General features: G+C 28.8%; 15 protein-coding genes. All 15 read right to left on the bottom strand.

The window, feature by feature from the left end:
• Positions 1-370: 370 nt before the first annotated feature.
• Positions 371-1,042, bottom strand: coding sequence for a cupin domain-containing protein (locus ACO5J6_RS01290; protein ID WP_485641549.1), 672 nt, complete (start codon positions 1,040-1,042; stop codon positions 371-373).
• A 77-nt stretch (positions 1,043-1,119) separates the two neighbouring features.
• Positions 1,120-2,215 (bottom strand): peptide chain release factor 2 gene (prfB, locus tag ACO5J6_RS01295; RefSeq protein ID WP_485641551.1). Its coding sequence is split into 2 segments (ribosomal slippage): positions 1,120-2,154 and positions 2,156-2,215, totalling 1,095 coding nucleotides; the frame shifts between segments, so codons are not numbered across the junction.
• A gap of 72 nt (positions 2,216-2,287) precedes the next feature.
• Complete coding sequence (locus ACO5J6_RS01300; protein WP_485641552.1) at positions 2,288-3,328, bottom strand: 2-hydroxyacid dehydrogenase; 1,041 nt, start codon at positions 3,326-3,328, stop codon at positions 2,288-2,290.
• 319 nt (positions 3,329-3,647) lie between these two features.
• On the bottom strand, positions 3,648-4,280 hold the full coding sequence (locus tag ACO5J6_RS01305; protein WP_485641554.1) for a superoxide dismutase: 633 nt from the start codon (positions 4,278-4,280) through the stop codon (positions 3,648-3,650).
• A gap of 93 nt (positions 4,281-4,373) precedes the next feature.
• Positions 4,374-5,051 carry a response regulator transcription factor gene (locus ACO5J6_RS01310; protein WP_485641555.1) on the bottom strand — a complete coding sequence of 226 codons (678 nt, stop codon included), beginning with the start codon at positions 5,049-5,051 and terminating at the stop codon, positions 4,374-4,376.
• Between the two features lie 40 nt (positions 5,052-5,091).
• Entirely contained in the window at positions 5,092-5,892 is an 801-nt protein-coding gene (locus ACO5J6_RS01315) for a P-loop NTPase (protein WP_485641556.1), read from the bottom strand.
• A 326-nt stretch (positions 5,893-6,218) separates the two neighbouring features.
• Complete coding sequence (gene ligA, locus ACO5J6_RS01320) at positions 6,219-8,300, bottom strand: NAD-dependent DNA ligase LigA (protein WP_485641653.1); 2,082 nt, start codon at positions 8,298-8,300, stop codon at positions 6,219-6,221.
• Between the two features lie 290 nt (positions 8,301-8,590).
• Complete coding sequence (locus ACO5J6_RS01325) at positions 8,591-9,145, bottom strand: hypothetical protein (protein ID WP_485641557.1); 555 nt, start codon at positions 9,143-9,145, stop codon at positions 8,591-8,593.
• Positions 9,146-9,240: 95 nt separating this feature from the next.
• Positions 9,241-9,741 (bottom strand): hypothetical protein, encoded by a 501-nt coding sequence (locus ACO5J6_RS01330; protein WP_485641558.1) that lies wholly within the window; start codon positions 9,739-9,741, stop codon positions 9,241-9,243.
• Between the two features lie 93 nt (positions 9,742-9,834).
• Positions 9,835-10,338 carry a hypothetical protein gene (locus ACO5J6_RS01335; protein WP_485641559.1) on the bottom strand — a complete coding sequence of 168 codons (504 nt, stop codon included), beginning with the start codon at positions 10,336-10,338 and terminating at the stop codon, positions 9,835-9,837.
• A 135-nt stretch (positions 10,339-10,473) separates the two neighbouring features.
• Positions 10,474-11,028: a hypothetical protein gene (locus tag ACO5J6_RS01340; protein ID WP_485641557.1), complete on the bottom strand. Its 555-nt coding sequence runs from the start codon at positions 11,026-11,028 to the stop codon at positions 10,474-10,476.
• Positions 11,029-11,031: 3 nt separating this feature from the next.
• The gene (locus ACO5J6_RS01345) at positions 11,032-12,018 is read right to left on the bottom strand and encodes a hypothetical protein (protein ID WP_485641560.1); all 987 of its coding nucleotides are present in this window, start codon (positions 12,016-12,018) and stop codon (positions 11,032-11,034) included.
• Positions 12,019-12,436: 418 nt separating this feature from the next.
• Positions 12,437-13,669 (bottom strand): N-acetylglucosamine-6-phosphate deacetylase, encoded by a 1,233-nt coding sequence (gene nagA, locus ACO5J6_RS01350; protein ID WP_485641561.1) that lies wholly within the window; start codon positions 13,667-13,669, stop codon positions 12,437-12,439.
• A 52-nt stretch (positions 13,670-13,721) separates the two neighbouring features.
• On the bottom strand, positions 13,722-15,044 hold the full coding sequence (locus ACO5J6_RS01355; protein ID WP_485641562.1) for a family 4 glycosyl hydrolase: 1,323 nt from the start codon (positions 15,042-15,044) through the stop codon (positions 13,722-13,724).
• A complete protein-coding gene (locus ACO5J6_RS01360) occupies positions 15,041-15,814 on the bottom strand; it encodes a MurR/RpiR family transcriptional regulator (RefSeq protein WP_485641563.1) in 774 nt (257 codons plus the stop codon). Before ACO5J6_RS01360 ends, ACO5J6_RS01355 begins: the two co-directional genes overlap by 4 nt.
• Between the last annotated feature and the right edge of the window lie 4 nt (positions 15,815-15,818).

The following is a 15,818-nucleotide window of genomic DNA, read 5'->3' on the forward strand; positions in this document are numbered from 1 at the left end:
TTATATTATATAATACTTTTTATGTTCTCGCAACCGTCTTTAATTTTTATTTTAAATTTTATCTGCCCTCGAAAATTAATAAAGCTCTTTATCCAATAATGGATATTTTAAAACTTATCACTCAAAAAAATGACTTATAATTTCAAAAATTATTTATATTTCAAAGATAATTTTTATTTTTTATTGAGATAGAAAAATTTATAAATAGTAATTAAAGTGTAAGAAAAATAATATATTTAACAAAAACTATAAAAAAGAACATAAATTTGAAATAACATCATTTTTCATTATTATTTCTCCAAATTACGTTCTTTTTCGGTTTTTTCAAAATTTTTTAAATATTTTAAAAAACACTTTTTTATGATAATTTTTATTCCTTAATGAGAATTAACATCATTTTAAAATTTTCCACTGCTTCCACCGCATGAGGTATATTCGCAGGAAGAACAGCACTTTCGCCTTTTTTCACGATAAAGGGTTTTCCGTCAACAAAGTATTTTCCTTCTCCGTCAAGAACTGTAACCAAAGCATCTCCGGGAGCTTTATGCGGATCAAGACTCTCACCTTTCCAAAAAGACATAACAGTGATTACTAAATTAGTTTTAGCCACTAAGTTTTTACTTATGATTTTTCCTTCCTGATAATCAACAACTTCTGCAAGTTTAAATGCTTCTGCACTTTCCAGCATTGTTAATGTTTTATTTTCCATATTATCATCTCCTATCTTTTCACCAATTTCAATCAATTTTAGATTATCTGCTGCTTCAATTGAATAGTTGTGATTTGCAGATATTTCCAGAAAATCTCCGTTGGAAATAGTCTTTTTATTATTCTCGATAAAAATCTCGCCATTTCCATTGAAACAATAGTAATATCTGTTTCCTAACATGGCTTCAGCAGTTATTTCCTCATTTTCAGCCAAAGAAAATAGAGAAACATAGCTATTTGACTGACTTAAAATCCTCATACTTACGACTTCGGCTTCTTTTGAACATATAATTTCATTAAAATTTATAGGCTTTGCCACATCTATTTTAACCATAGAATTTCCTCTTTTCCTGTTTGATAAAAATATTATATCATTTTTTTCAATGAGAAAGCAATCTGCTAATCTACATTTTATTTTTTATAAAATTTCAGATATTCATTTATAAAATTATTTATATGACCATCCATAACTTTGTCAACATTCCCCTCTTCAGCTTTTGTCCTATGGTCCTTTACCATTTTATAAGGTTGGAATACGTAAGACCTTATCTGGCTTCCCCATTCGATTTTGCTTTCTGTTCCTTTCAAATCTTCCATTTCTTTTTCTCTTTTTTCAAGTTCTATTTCAAATAATCTAGATTTTAAAATTTTCATGGCAGTTTCTTTATTTTTTATTTGAGATCTTTCTTTTTGACATGTAACTACTGTATTTGTAGGAATATGAGTTATTCTTACTGCTGAATCGGTAGTATTTACATGCTGTCCTCCCGCACCGCTCGCCCTGTATGTATCTATTTTCAAATCTTCGTTTTTTATTTCCACTTCTACATCGTCATCTATTTCAGGAATTACATTTACCGCTGCGAAAGATGTATGCCTTTTACCGTTAGAATCAAAAGGGGAAATCCTTACAAGTCTGTGGACTCCTTTTTCTCCTTTTAGATATCCGTAGGCATAGTTTCCTTTTATATTTAAAGTTATACTTTTTATCCCCGCTTCTTCTCCCGACAGACTGTCCAAAATCTCAACTTTAAACCCATTCTGATTTGACCACCTGTCATACATTCTGTAAAGCATTTCAGTCCAGTCGCACGCTTCCGTCCCTCCTGCTCCCGAATTTATTGTTAGTATTACATCATTCATATCATATTTTTCATCAAGAAGCAGTTTAATTTTAAAATTTTGAATTTCCTGCTCAGTTTCAGTTATCTTATCATTTAGTTCACTTTCAAAGGAACTGTCTCCCATTTCCACAAATTCCGTCAATACCGATACATCTTCATGCATATTGTTCAGTCTTTCGTACTCTTCAGCCAATTTCTTCAATATATTCAGTTCTTTCAATATTTCCTTGCTGTTTGTACTGTTCCAAAAGTCGGCTTCGGAAGTTTTCTTTTCCAACCTTGATATTTTCCCATTTAGAGTATCAAGGTCAAAGGTGCCTCCTTATTTCTTCGATTTCAAGGGCATTCTGTTCATTCAGTTTTTTTATTTCAAACAAATCCATATTATTTCCCTTTCTATAAAAAAATTATACCCTGAGATATAATTTTTTTATTATGATTTTTTATTTTTATAATTATTTTTTAGGTCTTAAACCTTCTACTATTTTTTTAGTTTCCACATTATACCACACTTCGTTTACTAATTCTTCTTTTTTCGCAAATTTCAATATGTTTTCAAAAGTAGTTTCGACAATATTATTTAATGCTTCTTCCGTGAGGAATGCCTGATGAGAAGTAACTACTACATTGTTGAATGTGAGCAGTCTGGCGAGAACATCGTCTTCTAAAACTTCTGTTGATTCATCTTCAAAGAAATAATCTTTTTCATTTTCATAGACATCAAGACCTGCTCCACCTATTTTTTTGTTTTTTAATCCTTCTATTAATGCTTCGGTATCTACCAAGCCACCTCTCGCAGTATTTAAGATTATGACCCCGTCTTTCATTTTAGCTATACTTTTTTCATCTATTATATGTTTTGTTTCAGGAAATAAAGGGCAATGCAATGAGATGATATCCGATTTTTCAAATATTTCTTCCAAAGAAACATAAGTGAAATTTTCTTCTTTAGCAGCTTGCTCATTTGGATATTTGTCATAAGCCAGTACGTTCATTCCCAAGCCGTTCAATATTTTTATAAATATTCTTGCAATTTTACCTGTTCCTATTATTCCCGCTGTTTTTCCGTCCAAAACAATTCCTGTCAATCCTACCAGACTGAAATTTCCTTCCCTTGTTCTGTTGTATGCTTTATGAATTTTTCTGTTTACAGCCATTAATAAAGCAAGTGCATGTTCAGCAACTGAATATGGCGAGTATGCAGGTACTCTGAATACGGTAACTCTGCTATGATAAGCAGCTCTTATATCTACGTTATTATAGCCTGCCGCTCTTACAGCTATTGCTCTCACTCCATTTTTTGAAAGAATGTCAATAACTCTTTCATTTAAGTCGTCATTCACAAAAGTACAGACAACATCCTGATATTTTGTCAGCATAACATTATTTATACTGAGTTTTTCTTTAAAATATGTAATTTTTGCCCCATATTTCTTGTTCCATTTTTCAAAAAACTCTATATCATAGGGTTTTGCATCAAAAACCACTATTTTCATCTAAACTTCCTCCTACAATTATTTTTTGTTTTATTATAACAAAAAAAGAAATAATTATCAATTTAATTTTATTGACTTAAATTGTCAGTTTAAGTTATAAAGAATATAACTAACTCGAAAAACAATAAATATATAATAAAAATTTATAAAAAAATAATGTAAAAAATGATATCAATGATATCTGTAAATTACTTAAAGATTTCATCAAATATCAAATTGACAAACATTTTTTACATTATTTTCTATTTACATTATTCTCTATAATTTTTTGTTTTTAAATTAATCTTATTTTTCTATAATCAGATTTTTTATAACCAGATTATTTAGCTGCCTCATATCTTTTCGCAACTTCATTCCAATCAATTACATTAAAGAATGCATTTATATAATCAGGTCTTCTATTCTGATAATTGAGATAATATGCGTGTTCCCATACATCTATTCCTAAAATAGGTGTACCTAAGGAACACTCACATGTTGCTCCAGGTATTAGAGGATTATCCTGATTTGCAGTTGACCTTACTTTCAGTTCACCTTTTCTGTTTACTGTAAGCCATGCCCAACCTGAACCAAATCTTGTAGCAGCAGCTTTAGCAAATTCATCTTTGAAAGCCTGAAAACTTCCAAAAGTTTCATTTATTTTCTGTGCTAATTCTCCTGTAGGCTCTCCTCCACCGTTAGGACTTATTACTGTAAAATAAAGATTGTGATTATAAAATCCTCCACCGTTATTTCTTACTGCTGTTCTTATTTCTTCGGGTAATACTTCCAAATTACCTAAAATTTCTTCAATAGGTTTATTTAAAAATTCAGGTGCTTTATTTTTTAAAGTATCGTTTAAATTATTTGTATAAGCAGCATGGTGCTTAGTATAATGTATCTCCATTGTCTTTGCGTCTATGTTAGGCTCCAATGCATCATATGCATATGGTAATTTTACTTGTTCGAACATTTAAATCACTCCTTAATAATATATTTTAATCAATTCATTTTAACATACAAATTCTATAAAATCAATATATTATTTGGTGATTTATTTACCAAATTACTCTTTTACAATATATCCGACGCTTCTGACAGTCTTAATTATTTTTTTATCAAACCCTTTATCCACTTTTGCTCTGAGGAAATTAATATATACATCCACTATATTACTTTCAGTTATAAAATCAATATCCCATATTTTTTCAGAAATCATAGTTCTTGTGAGTACTCTGTTTTTATTTCTTAGGAAATATTCCAAAAGCAGAAATTCTTTATTTGTAAGAACAATTTCTTTTCCGCCTCTTATAACTTCCCTATTGATAGGGTTTAATGTCAAATCATAAATTGACAGCACTTCAGAATCATCATTATTTACTTTTTTAGTAAGCACTCTGACAATAGCTTTCAATTTAGCTGCAAGTTCTTCCAATCTGAAATCATTATAAATATAGTCATCCGCCCCATTCAACAATGCTTCCGTTTTTGAATATCTGTCATCATTGTCAATAGAAAGCAGAATATAACTTTCATTTTTATTTTTCACGATTTTTTCCAACATTTTCGGAAAATTTGAAAATGAAGCAATATCCAAAAACACCATATCTAATGCGTCTGATTTCATTTCTTCTATCAATCTTTCTTCAGAATCAACCAATAGAACACTGAAACTCATTTCTTTAAGTAATTGTCCCACCACTAATCTTGATTTTTCATTTTTATTACATACTAATATTTTCATCCTGTTCCTCCAAATCTATTTATTATATTAATTCTATACACTATTTATCCAATTGCTCCAGAACTTTATTAATTATATCATTCATTTTCCTTGATGCAACTGTATCATTTGCTATATAAGGCAGTCCACTATCCCCTGCTTCTACTATAACTGCTTCCATAGGTATGGAACCTAAAAAAGTCTGTTTTGTTTCTGCAGCCATTTTTTCAGCTCCGCCTTTTTTGAATATATTGACTTCCTTTCCACAGTCAGGACATATAAATCCACTCATATTTTCTATAATTCCGAGTAAATTGAGATTTATCAGCCTTGAAAATTTGACTGTTCTTTTAGAATCCAGCAGAGATACATCCTGAGGCGTAGTTACTACTATTGATTTCGCGTCAGTCCCGATATTCTGTGCAATACTCAACGTCTCATCTCCTGTTCCCGGCGGTAAATCTATAATCAAAAAATCAATTTCTCCCCACTCAATTCCTTCCAACATTTCCATTATTGCTCCCATTTTTTGTGGACCTCTCCATATAACGGGGTCGTTATCGGGTATAAAGAAGCTCAATGAAGAAATAGATAAATTTTCATTTATTTTCAAAGGAGTTGAAAGACTGGGTAATTTTATTCCTTCTCTACCAAACATCAAAGGAATATTGGGACCATGCAAATCCGCATCAAGTATTCCGACCTTATATCCTCTCATATATAATCCATATGCCAAGTTTACTGATATTGTGGTCTTTCCTACTCCTCCTTTCCCGCTCATGACAGCTATTTTATGTTTTATTCCTGACATTTTCTCGTCTATTTTTTTCTTTCTTTCATCTATGTTGGGATTTCCATGCATTGTGTAATTTTTCCTCCTGTAATTCATTATATTAAAATTAAAACATATAATGAATTAAAATACAAGTATTTTTTTAATTTTTTATAAAATAAATCATTATATATAGAAAAAAGATTAAAATAAATATTATAAATATCACTTTTTCTTTTTTAACTTCAATATAAAAAAATCCAAAGTTAGATAATATTTTTCACAAAACATTAACTCGCCCCTCAGATTTTATAAAATGATACCAAATTAATATTCTTTTTCACTTAATATTTTCCTATAATTGCATTTGAATATATTCTCATTCGGTCTTAAAATGTATTTAACTTTTGATATTATTAGAGAAAGTTTTTTTCAAATTCTTCTTCATTTAAAATTTTTATTCCTAATTTTTCGGCTTTTTCGAGCTTACTTCCCGCTTTTTCTCCTACAATGAGAAAATCGAGATTTTTGGAAACTCCTGACAAATAATTTCCTCCTTTGGATAAAATAATATCTTTTATCTCTTCCCTTGTATATTTCTCCAGTTTTCCTGTCGCAAGAAAATTTTTCCCTTTAATCGGGTTATCTTCTATTTCTTTTTCTTCAGTATTTTCCATAGAAAATTTCAATCCTACATTTTCCAGTTTTTTTATTTTCTCCCAGTTATCTTCATTATTCAGATAATTATATACGGAAGTTGCAACTTTTTCACCTATTCCCTTTATTTCAAGAAATTCCCCTATTTGCAGATTTTTTAAATTTTCTATATTTCCAAAATTTTTTGTCAGCAGATTTGCAGTAAATTTTCCTACAAAAGGAATTCCAAGAGAATACAGGACCTTGTTAAATTCTCTATTTTTACTTTCTTCTATACTGTTTATCAGATTATCTATACTTTTTTTGCCCATTTTTTCAAGGTTTTCAAGCTCTTCACGATAATTTTTCAGGGAATATATATCTACCACTGTTTTTATTTTTCCTAATTCAATAAATTTTTCTACTATCTTTTCTCCTAAACCCGTTATATTCATAGCGTCCCTTGATACAAAATATTCTATTTCCCTTTTTACTTTTTCAGGACATACTGAGTTCAGGCATTTCAATGCGACCTGTCCCTCCTCTTTTATAAGTATGCTCCCACAGACAGGGCAGTTTTCAGGTTTTTCTATTTCCTTTTCTTCTCCTGTTCTATCCTCAAATACTACGTTTACTACCTGAGGTATTATTTCTGCCGCTTTTTCAATTATTACATTATCCCCTATTCTTATATCCTTTCTTTCTATTTCATCAAAATTATGCAGACTTGCCCTTTTTACCACTGAACCTGATAAAGTTACTTTTTCCAGTTCCGCAACGGGTGTAATCACTCCTGTTCTTCCTACCTGAAAAGTAACATCGTACAATTTTGTCTTTACCTGAATTGCAGGAAATTTATAGGCAATAGCCCATCTCGGGCTTTTTGTTGTATATCCGAGTTCATTATAATATGAAAAATCATTTACTTTTATAACCAGTCCGTCAGTTTCATAATCCAGTCTTTCCCTTTCAGTGTGCCATTTTTCTATGGATTTTTCCAGTTCTCCAAAATCAGTATATTTTTCAAATATTTTTGTTGTTTTAAATCCTAATTTTTCAATGAACTCAATACTTTCCAGATGAGTTTTTATTCCATAATTTTCAGGATTTACAAGATAATACAAATAACAGTCAAGACCTCTATCCTTGACAATACTGCTGTCCAGCTGTCTTATCGTTCCTGCTGCTGCATTTCTCGGATTGGCAAACACATCTTCTCCGGCTTCTTCCCTTATTTCATTTACTTTTCTGAAACTTGAAATTGGCAGAATTATCTCTCCTCTTACTTCTATATTAATCGGTTCTTTAAGTTTTTTAGGTACTGATAATATTTCTTTTACATTTTCAGTAACATCTTCGCCAATTTGCCCGTCTCCTCTCGTTACAGCCTGTTTAAACAGACCGTTTTCATATATCAGACTTATACTTAATCCGTCCAATTTTAGTTCCAATATATACTCCAACTTTTTATCAAAACCTATTATTTTTTTTGCTCTCTGGTTAAAATCTTCTATTTCAGAGATATTATAAGTATTGGATAAACTTAGCATAGGAACACTGTGTATGACTTTGGAAAATTTTTCACTGGCAGTTCCTCCGATTTTTTCAGTAGGACTAAGATTTAAACTTTTTCTTTTTTCCAATTCAGGATATTCTTTTTCCATATTTTCCAGTTTTTTTATCAAATCATCATATTCTCTGTCTGAAATAAGGGGATTATCCTCATTATAATAAAAATGATTATATTTTTCTATATCTTCCCTCAATTTTTTATATTTTAGAAATATATCTTCTCTAATTTTTTTTTCTTTTACAGTCATTTCCCCAGTTTCTCTTTTATTTTCTTTTTCATCATTTTTCATTTCTGTATTTTCCTCTTTTGCATTTTTTTCTTTATTAATACTATTATTATTAATATCATTATCAAATAATTTCATTTTTTCTCCTTAAATCGGTAATTATTGTTTTATTATACTACATTTATACTGTATTGTCGAAATAAATAAAATAATTTCTTTAAAATTACTGATTTCCTTTTATTAAAAAATCGGCTAAAATTAGCCGATTTTAGATTTTTACAATCTTGCAATAATTTTGGTATAATTATCATTTTTATCCATATTTATCTCTTAAATAAAAGTTTTTTTTAGTGTTAACCGATAGGAGCATACCACGTACAAGGAAAAGAGTTATCTTCTTCATATTTATAACGTACATCTGTTCTGTGTTCTCCACTGTTATTTTTATAATAGAGTACAATCTTGAACTCTGAACCTGATTTTATTTTTGGTAATTTACTTATTAAATATCGTCTTTCATTAGAATTAAAGAGAAATTTTGATTTAAATTCTATAATTTTTTTGTTTATTTCAATTTTTTCTTTTAATATATCATTTTTTTCATATTCTTTTTCTTCTTCATCTGTTTCTGATAAATTATGTTTATCATTTTCATATATTTCTATTCTTAGTAACTCAGTATTTTTTGCAGTTCCTTTATTTGCATCTATAATAATTGATTTTATTTTTTCATTATAACCAAAATATAGTTCTCTTTCTTTTTCCCTTTTTATGAAATGATATTCATATTTATCGAAATCACATAAAAATATTCCAAATATTGGATTACTTGCGTATAATCGTAATAACATAAGAATTATCAAAATTATTATGATAATTCTAACAACTTTCTTTTCTGATTTAGCCATAATTTATCTCCTGATAAAAGATTTTTCTTTTTCTTTCATTAACTTAGGTGCTTTTGAATCCTGATAATTTTTCAATACCTTTGGTGTGCTTATAATTACCAATCAGGATAAAGCATAGTATAGGGAAAAAATGGATTTTTTTCATATCGATAACTTGCACTTGAGCTATGTTCTCCATTTTTATCTTTATAATAAATTACCATTTTAAATTCTGAATTTACTTTTATCTCGGGTAATTTATGTATCTGATAAGTCCAAAATTTTGTAGAAGAATTATATTTCTTTTTAGTTTCTTGAATATTTTTATTTACTGAAAATTTTTCTTTTAATATATTATTTTCATATACTTCTCCTCTTAATATATAAATATCCTGATTTTCACCATTTTCAATAGATATAGAAATATATTTTGTTTTTTTTTCATATTTTATATATAGTTCTCCTTCTGAACTTCCTAATACATATTCATATTTATATTTTTCAAAATCAAAGATAGGAATTCCAAATATAGGTCTTGACATATATAATGCAAATAATATAAAACTTATAAAAATTATTGCAACTATTTTTACAACTTTCTTCCCGTTTTTATCCATATTTTATCTCCCATAAGTAGATTTTTTATTTCTTTCCTGTATAGATTTTCTTTTTGCAGTTTTGTATTCTTCTCACACTTAGTGTAATTATAGTTACCAATCAGGATAAAGCATAGTATAAGGAAAATATGGATTTTTTTCATAGCGATAATTTGTGGTCAGTTTATGCTGTTCTCCATTTTTATCTTTATAATAAATTACTATTTTGAACTCTGAATTTACTTTTATTTTTGGTAATTTATGTATCTGATAATGCCAAGATTTTGCGTAAGAACTATATTCCTTTCTTATTTCTTTAAGATTTTTATTTATTGAAAATTTTTCTTTTAATATATTATTCTCGTATACTTCTCCTCCTATTATAAAAATATCCCAATTTTCAATATTTTCAATAGATATACTAATATTTTTTGTTTTTTTATCATAAAATAAATATAATTCTCCTTTAGGATCTCTTTCTATAAGTTCATATTTATATTTTTCAAAATCAAAGATAGGAATTCCAAATATAGGCCTTGACATATATAATGCAAATAATACAAAACTTATAAAAATTATTGCAATTATTTTTACAACTTTCTTTCCGTTTTTATCCATATTTTATCTCCCATAAGTAGATTTTTTATTTCTTTCCTGCATAGATTTTCTTTTTGCAGTTTTATATTCTTCTAATACTTAGTATAATTATGATTTTTATCCGTATTTATCTCTTAGATAAAAGTTTTTTTAGTGTTAACCGATAGGAGCATACCACGTACAAGGAAAAGAGTTATCTTCTTCATATTTATAACGTACATCTGTTCTGTGTTCTCCACTGTTATTTTTATAATAGAGTACAATCTTGAACTCTGAACCTGATTTTATTTTTGGTAATTTACTTATTAAATATCGTCTTTCATTAGAATTAAAGAGAAATTTTGATTTAAATTCTATAATTTTTTTGTTTATTTCAATTTTTTCTTTTAATATATCATTTTTTTCATATTCTTTTTCTTCTTCATCTGTTTCTGATAAATTATGTTTATCATTTTCATATATTTCTATTCTTAGTAACTCAGTATTTTTTGCAGTTCCTTTATTTGCATCTATAATAATTGATTTTATTTTTTCATTATAACCAAAATATAGTTCTCTTTCTTTTTCCCTTTTTATGAAATGATATTCATATTTATCGAAATCACATAAAAATATTCCAAATATTGGATTACTTGCGTATAATCGTAATAACATAAGAATTATCAAAATTATTATGATAATTCTAACAACTTTCTTTTCTGATTTAGCCATAATTTATCTCCTGATAAAAGATTTACCTTTTTCTTTCATTAACTTAGGTGCTTTTGAATCTTGATAATTTTGCAATACTTTTGGTGTAACTATCTGTATTTTGTTTTCTTCTATGTATTTTTTTAATTTGGCTCTGTCAGGATTGGTTACATCAGTAATTAATTTCATCCAGTATTCTTTTATAAATTTACCGGTTTTTTCTCTTTCCTCTCTTGTTGTCTCATCATTAATTCCCGAGCCGTATTTTTTATAAAATTCAACATCTGTTGCCAAATGTTCTAAATTATTATCTGAATCCCAGTTAAATGTACCTGTATTATGATAATCCTTTACTACTTTATTCATATCATGCGATAAGACTAACTCATATCCTTCATTATTTTTGAATTTTCTGTTTAATTCAGGATTTATATGAGATTTTATTCCTATAAAATTTCCTTTAGCATCGTATACTTTCTGATGATATAAAGTCGCTTCATAACTTTTTTCCTGACTTAAGGTTATTTCTTTTCCTTCTTTATTTTTTACTGTTATTGTCCCATTTTTATTAAATTTAATATCTTTTGGATTTACATCGTTTAATGAATTTTTTTCAATATAGTAATAATAATTCTTTTTTTCTCTATAATCAGACTCTTCCTTATATTTTTCTTTATCAAAATTATTGCCCAAATATTTTTTCATTTGAGCTTCTGTAGCTACTCCTTTATTCAGTAAATTTGCATCTCCTTTTATTGGAATACCTAATATTTTAACACCTGCTCCATTCATTCCTTCTGTTACTTCCGCCACTAAATCATCTCTTTTATTATTTGGATTGTTTATCAGTGTATTAGTTTCTTCATAAGGTAACGGCTCCATTCTTCCTACAGGCAATCTCTCCCTTCCTTTTTTAGATTCTAATAAATCTTTCATAATTTTTTCTTCTCTCTCATGTATTTGTCTATCAAGAGCCTCAAGTGCGTCAAATTCTTTATTATCCTTTTTCATATTGTTACCCCTTTCTAAATTTAAATATTTTTCAAATTTTTTATTGCTTAGCTTTTTTAGTAAATATATTGTCAGAATAATTCTAAAAATTATTTCTGTTATATTTTAATAAATTATAACTTATTTTTATAAAAAGTCAAGAGATTATTTATTTATGTTTTTATACTTGAAGACTTATAAAATATTTCAAATAAAAAATATATAATGATAACAAAAATAGAAAATCCAGTTAAAAGAAAAATTATATAAAAAAGAAACTATATAAAAAAACTGTCCCATAAGTTAAAAAAATATCAAATTATAAATCTTATATATTAATAAAATCTGCTATTTTTATAAAACAAATAAAAACAGCAGATTTTAATTTTTTAGTTTTGACTTTTTTAAATATTTCTATTGTAACTACTTAATATTATAATTATTTTACAATATTATTGATTTCTATTTTAAACTCTATTTTTCCCCTGCAAATAGTGCATTTTAAATTATAATTTTTATCCAATACCAGTATATCGGCATCTTTTCCTATTTCCAAGCTTCCTTTTCTGTCATTAATCCCGATATATTCAGCAGGATTGTAGGAAGCCATTTTTACAATCTCTTCAAGGAAATACTTTCCTCTTTTTAATATATTCTGAACTGACCCTAAAAATCCTAATTCCAAATCTTTTATATTTTCATAGTCAGTCCTGTCCTTCACTTCTTCATGCCCGTCATCATACAGCACTCTTATTTTATCGCCTTCAGGAATAAATTTTGCTTTTCTTATATAATGATAAAACTCCTTATCTCCCCTTGACAATCCCACCGTATCAGTAGTAAGAAGCATTTTATCTACACCTTTCAGTCTGTACATAATATCAAAAGCTTCCGGTTTTACAGTCAATCCTGTCTGTTTAGCAAATTCCGCATACAGTTCGTCAAAATACATAACTGCCCCGACAACTCCGAGTTCCCTGTGATGAAATCCTCTCATTCCTGAATATGTATGTGTAACTCCTTTTATTCCTGCCTGAACAGCTTTTTTCATATCTTCAAAAGTAGCTGAAGTATGACCTGCCTGCACAACAATATTTTTTTCATTACAGAATTTTATCATTTCTTCAGAGCCGTCCAGTTCAGGAGCCAAAGTCATCAGCTTTACATTTTCTTCTCCCGTAATATTGAGGAATTCTTTTAAAATATCTATATCAGGATTGATACAATATTCCTCTTTCTGCATTCCTTTATATTCTTTGCCGATAAAAGGTCCCTCCAGATGTACTCCTGTCATTTCGGCTCCTATTATCTGCTCATTTTCCTTATCAATAACTTTTTTAGCCTCTTTCAGCGTATCGGATATTTTTTTTAGGGAATCGGCTCCGGTAGTTCCTAAAAAAGAAGTTACTCCCGCTTTAACAAGGTCTTTTTTCATATTATACATTGCTTCCTGCGTTCCCTCTTTCCAGAATGAACCCGTTCCCCACCCATGCACATGGTTATCAATAAAGCCCGGTATAATATAATAATCAGTATAGTCCGTTATTTCTTCATCCTTATTTTTCAGTTCATTTTTATCAGTACAGATATTCGTTATTATTTTATCTTCTATTTCAATATAACCATTTTTTACTCCTTTAGGAGTATAAATATTTTCAGAATAAATTATCATTATTTTCTATATATCTCCTTTTTTATTAAAATAATACTTAATATGAAATATTTTATTTCAATTCCCAGTATTTTTTATTTACTTTCATCATATCGTCCAATATCAAAGCCGCTTTTTCAGGATTAACTACGGTTCTGTTTAATGTGAGTGCCTGCAATGCTTTTTTATAGCTGCCTTCAAGACATGCTTCTACTGTCAGTTTTTCATATGTATACTGATTATCTATAAGTGCCTTATAAAAGTCATCTATTTTTTCATAGCCGTAAGGTATAGGTCCGTTTTCTCCAAGTTTTGAGCCTACTTCCACAAGCATATTTTCATCAAGATTTTTTATTATTCCGTCGTTTTTCATCATCAGTACAAATTCATTTTCTAAATTATAGGCAATACTTTCAGCAATTTCGACCATCATATTTCCATGAACTTCTCCCACAAGAAATGGCAGATTTTCGAGATTTCCCTGTTCTTCGGCCTTTTTGCATATATCATAAACTTTCTTTTCACGTCCGACTTTTGCTTCATCTACCCTTGTAAATTCAGGATTTTCTTCCTTAGCCAATTCATTCCCGAAAAAATAATATTGTAAATAAGTATTCGGAACATAATCATCAAAATATTTCATCATTTTATTTACATTCAGATAAGTGTCCAGCCATGATTTATCCCTTTGTTCAGCATTATATGGCTTAAAATCATTGTTTTTTATGTAGTTTTTCAGTTCAGGCAGTAAATCTTTTCCTTTATAGTACAGATTTGTAAACCAACCGAAATGGTTCAGTCCGAAATATCTTGGTTTCAATTCTTCCTGAGGAACATTCAAAATTTTTGAAAAAGTTTTCAGCATCGAATAAGGCTGGTCGCATATGCTCATCAGTCTCCTGTCATCAGGAAAGACAGTCTGTAATGCCAGACCTATTATTGCCGCAGGATTTGTATAGTCCAGTACCCACGTTTCCTTTGAAAACTTTCTCACATCATTTACCATTTCAATCATATCCCCTATAGACCTCATTCCATAGGCAAATCCTCCCGGTCCGCAAGTTTCCTGTCCTATAACTCCATATTTTAAGGGTATTTTTTCATCGTAACTTCTGTACTCGCTTCCTCCAACTCTCATTTGACAGAATACAAAATCAATGTCTTTATATGCCGTATCCTTATCTCCTGTAAATACAAGTTCTGTTTCAGGAGAATATTTTTTCATCATCAGCTCCATATAAACTCTCATTTTTTCTACTCTGTCCATATCAATATCATAAAATGTAAGTCTTTTTATTGGAAATCTTTCTTTCAGTTTTATAATACTCCCTATCAATGCGGGAGTTCTGGTACTTCCTGCTCCAACAATGGTAACTTTCATCGGTTTTCTTTTCATTTCTGATTCACATCCTTTTTTATATATTCTATTAGAAGCTGAGTTACAATGTTCATTCCTACCCTTGATATTACATCATTATTTTTTGTGTCGGTTTCATTCGCATAAAAATACAGATTATTCGTACAGTATTTTTGAAGTTCATTTTTTCCGAAAGAAGTTATTGCAACTGTTTCAATTCCCATTAAGTTGGCTTTTAATGCCATATCGACTACCGTCCTTGTATTTCCCGACTGGGAAAGAAAAACTATTATTTCATCATCCGCTACATTTTCGATCACGGCATTTATCAAATTTATATCCGAAATAAATATGGATTTTATTTTGCAGGCTGCCAGTCTTGAATTTAAATATTCTCCCGTATGAACAGAGGCTCCTCTCGAAATTATATATACTATCTTGGATTTTGTTATTTTTTTTACTACTTCTCCGATTTCTTCTCTATCCTGTATCATGAGTGTCCTGTTTATTTCATGAGACATTTCTTCAAATATATCATTGTCCTCACTTTTTTGAAAATCAGGCTTTTCAATATTTTCAGATTTAGTTTTGGTTTCAGAAATATTTTTCAGAAAAAATCTCAATTCCGAATAACCCTCGTATCCCAACTTCTTCGCCAAATTTATTACAGTGGTTTTAGAAACGAATAATCTCTGACTCAACTCTTTTACTGTTATTTTCTGTATTTCATCAGTATTTTTAATGATATATTGTAATATTTTTATTTCAGTTGCATTCATCTTGTCGTAATCTCTAAATATATTTTTCATTAAT

Source organism: Pseudoleptotrichia sp. (assembly GCF_057270515.1).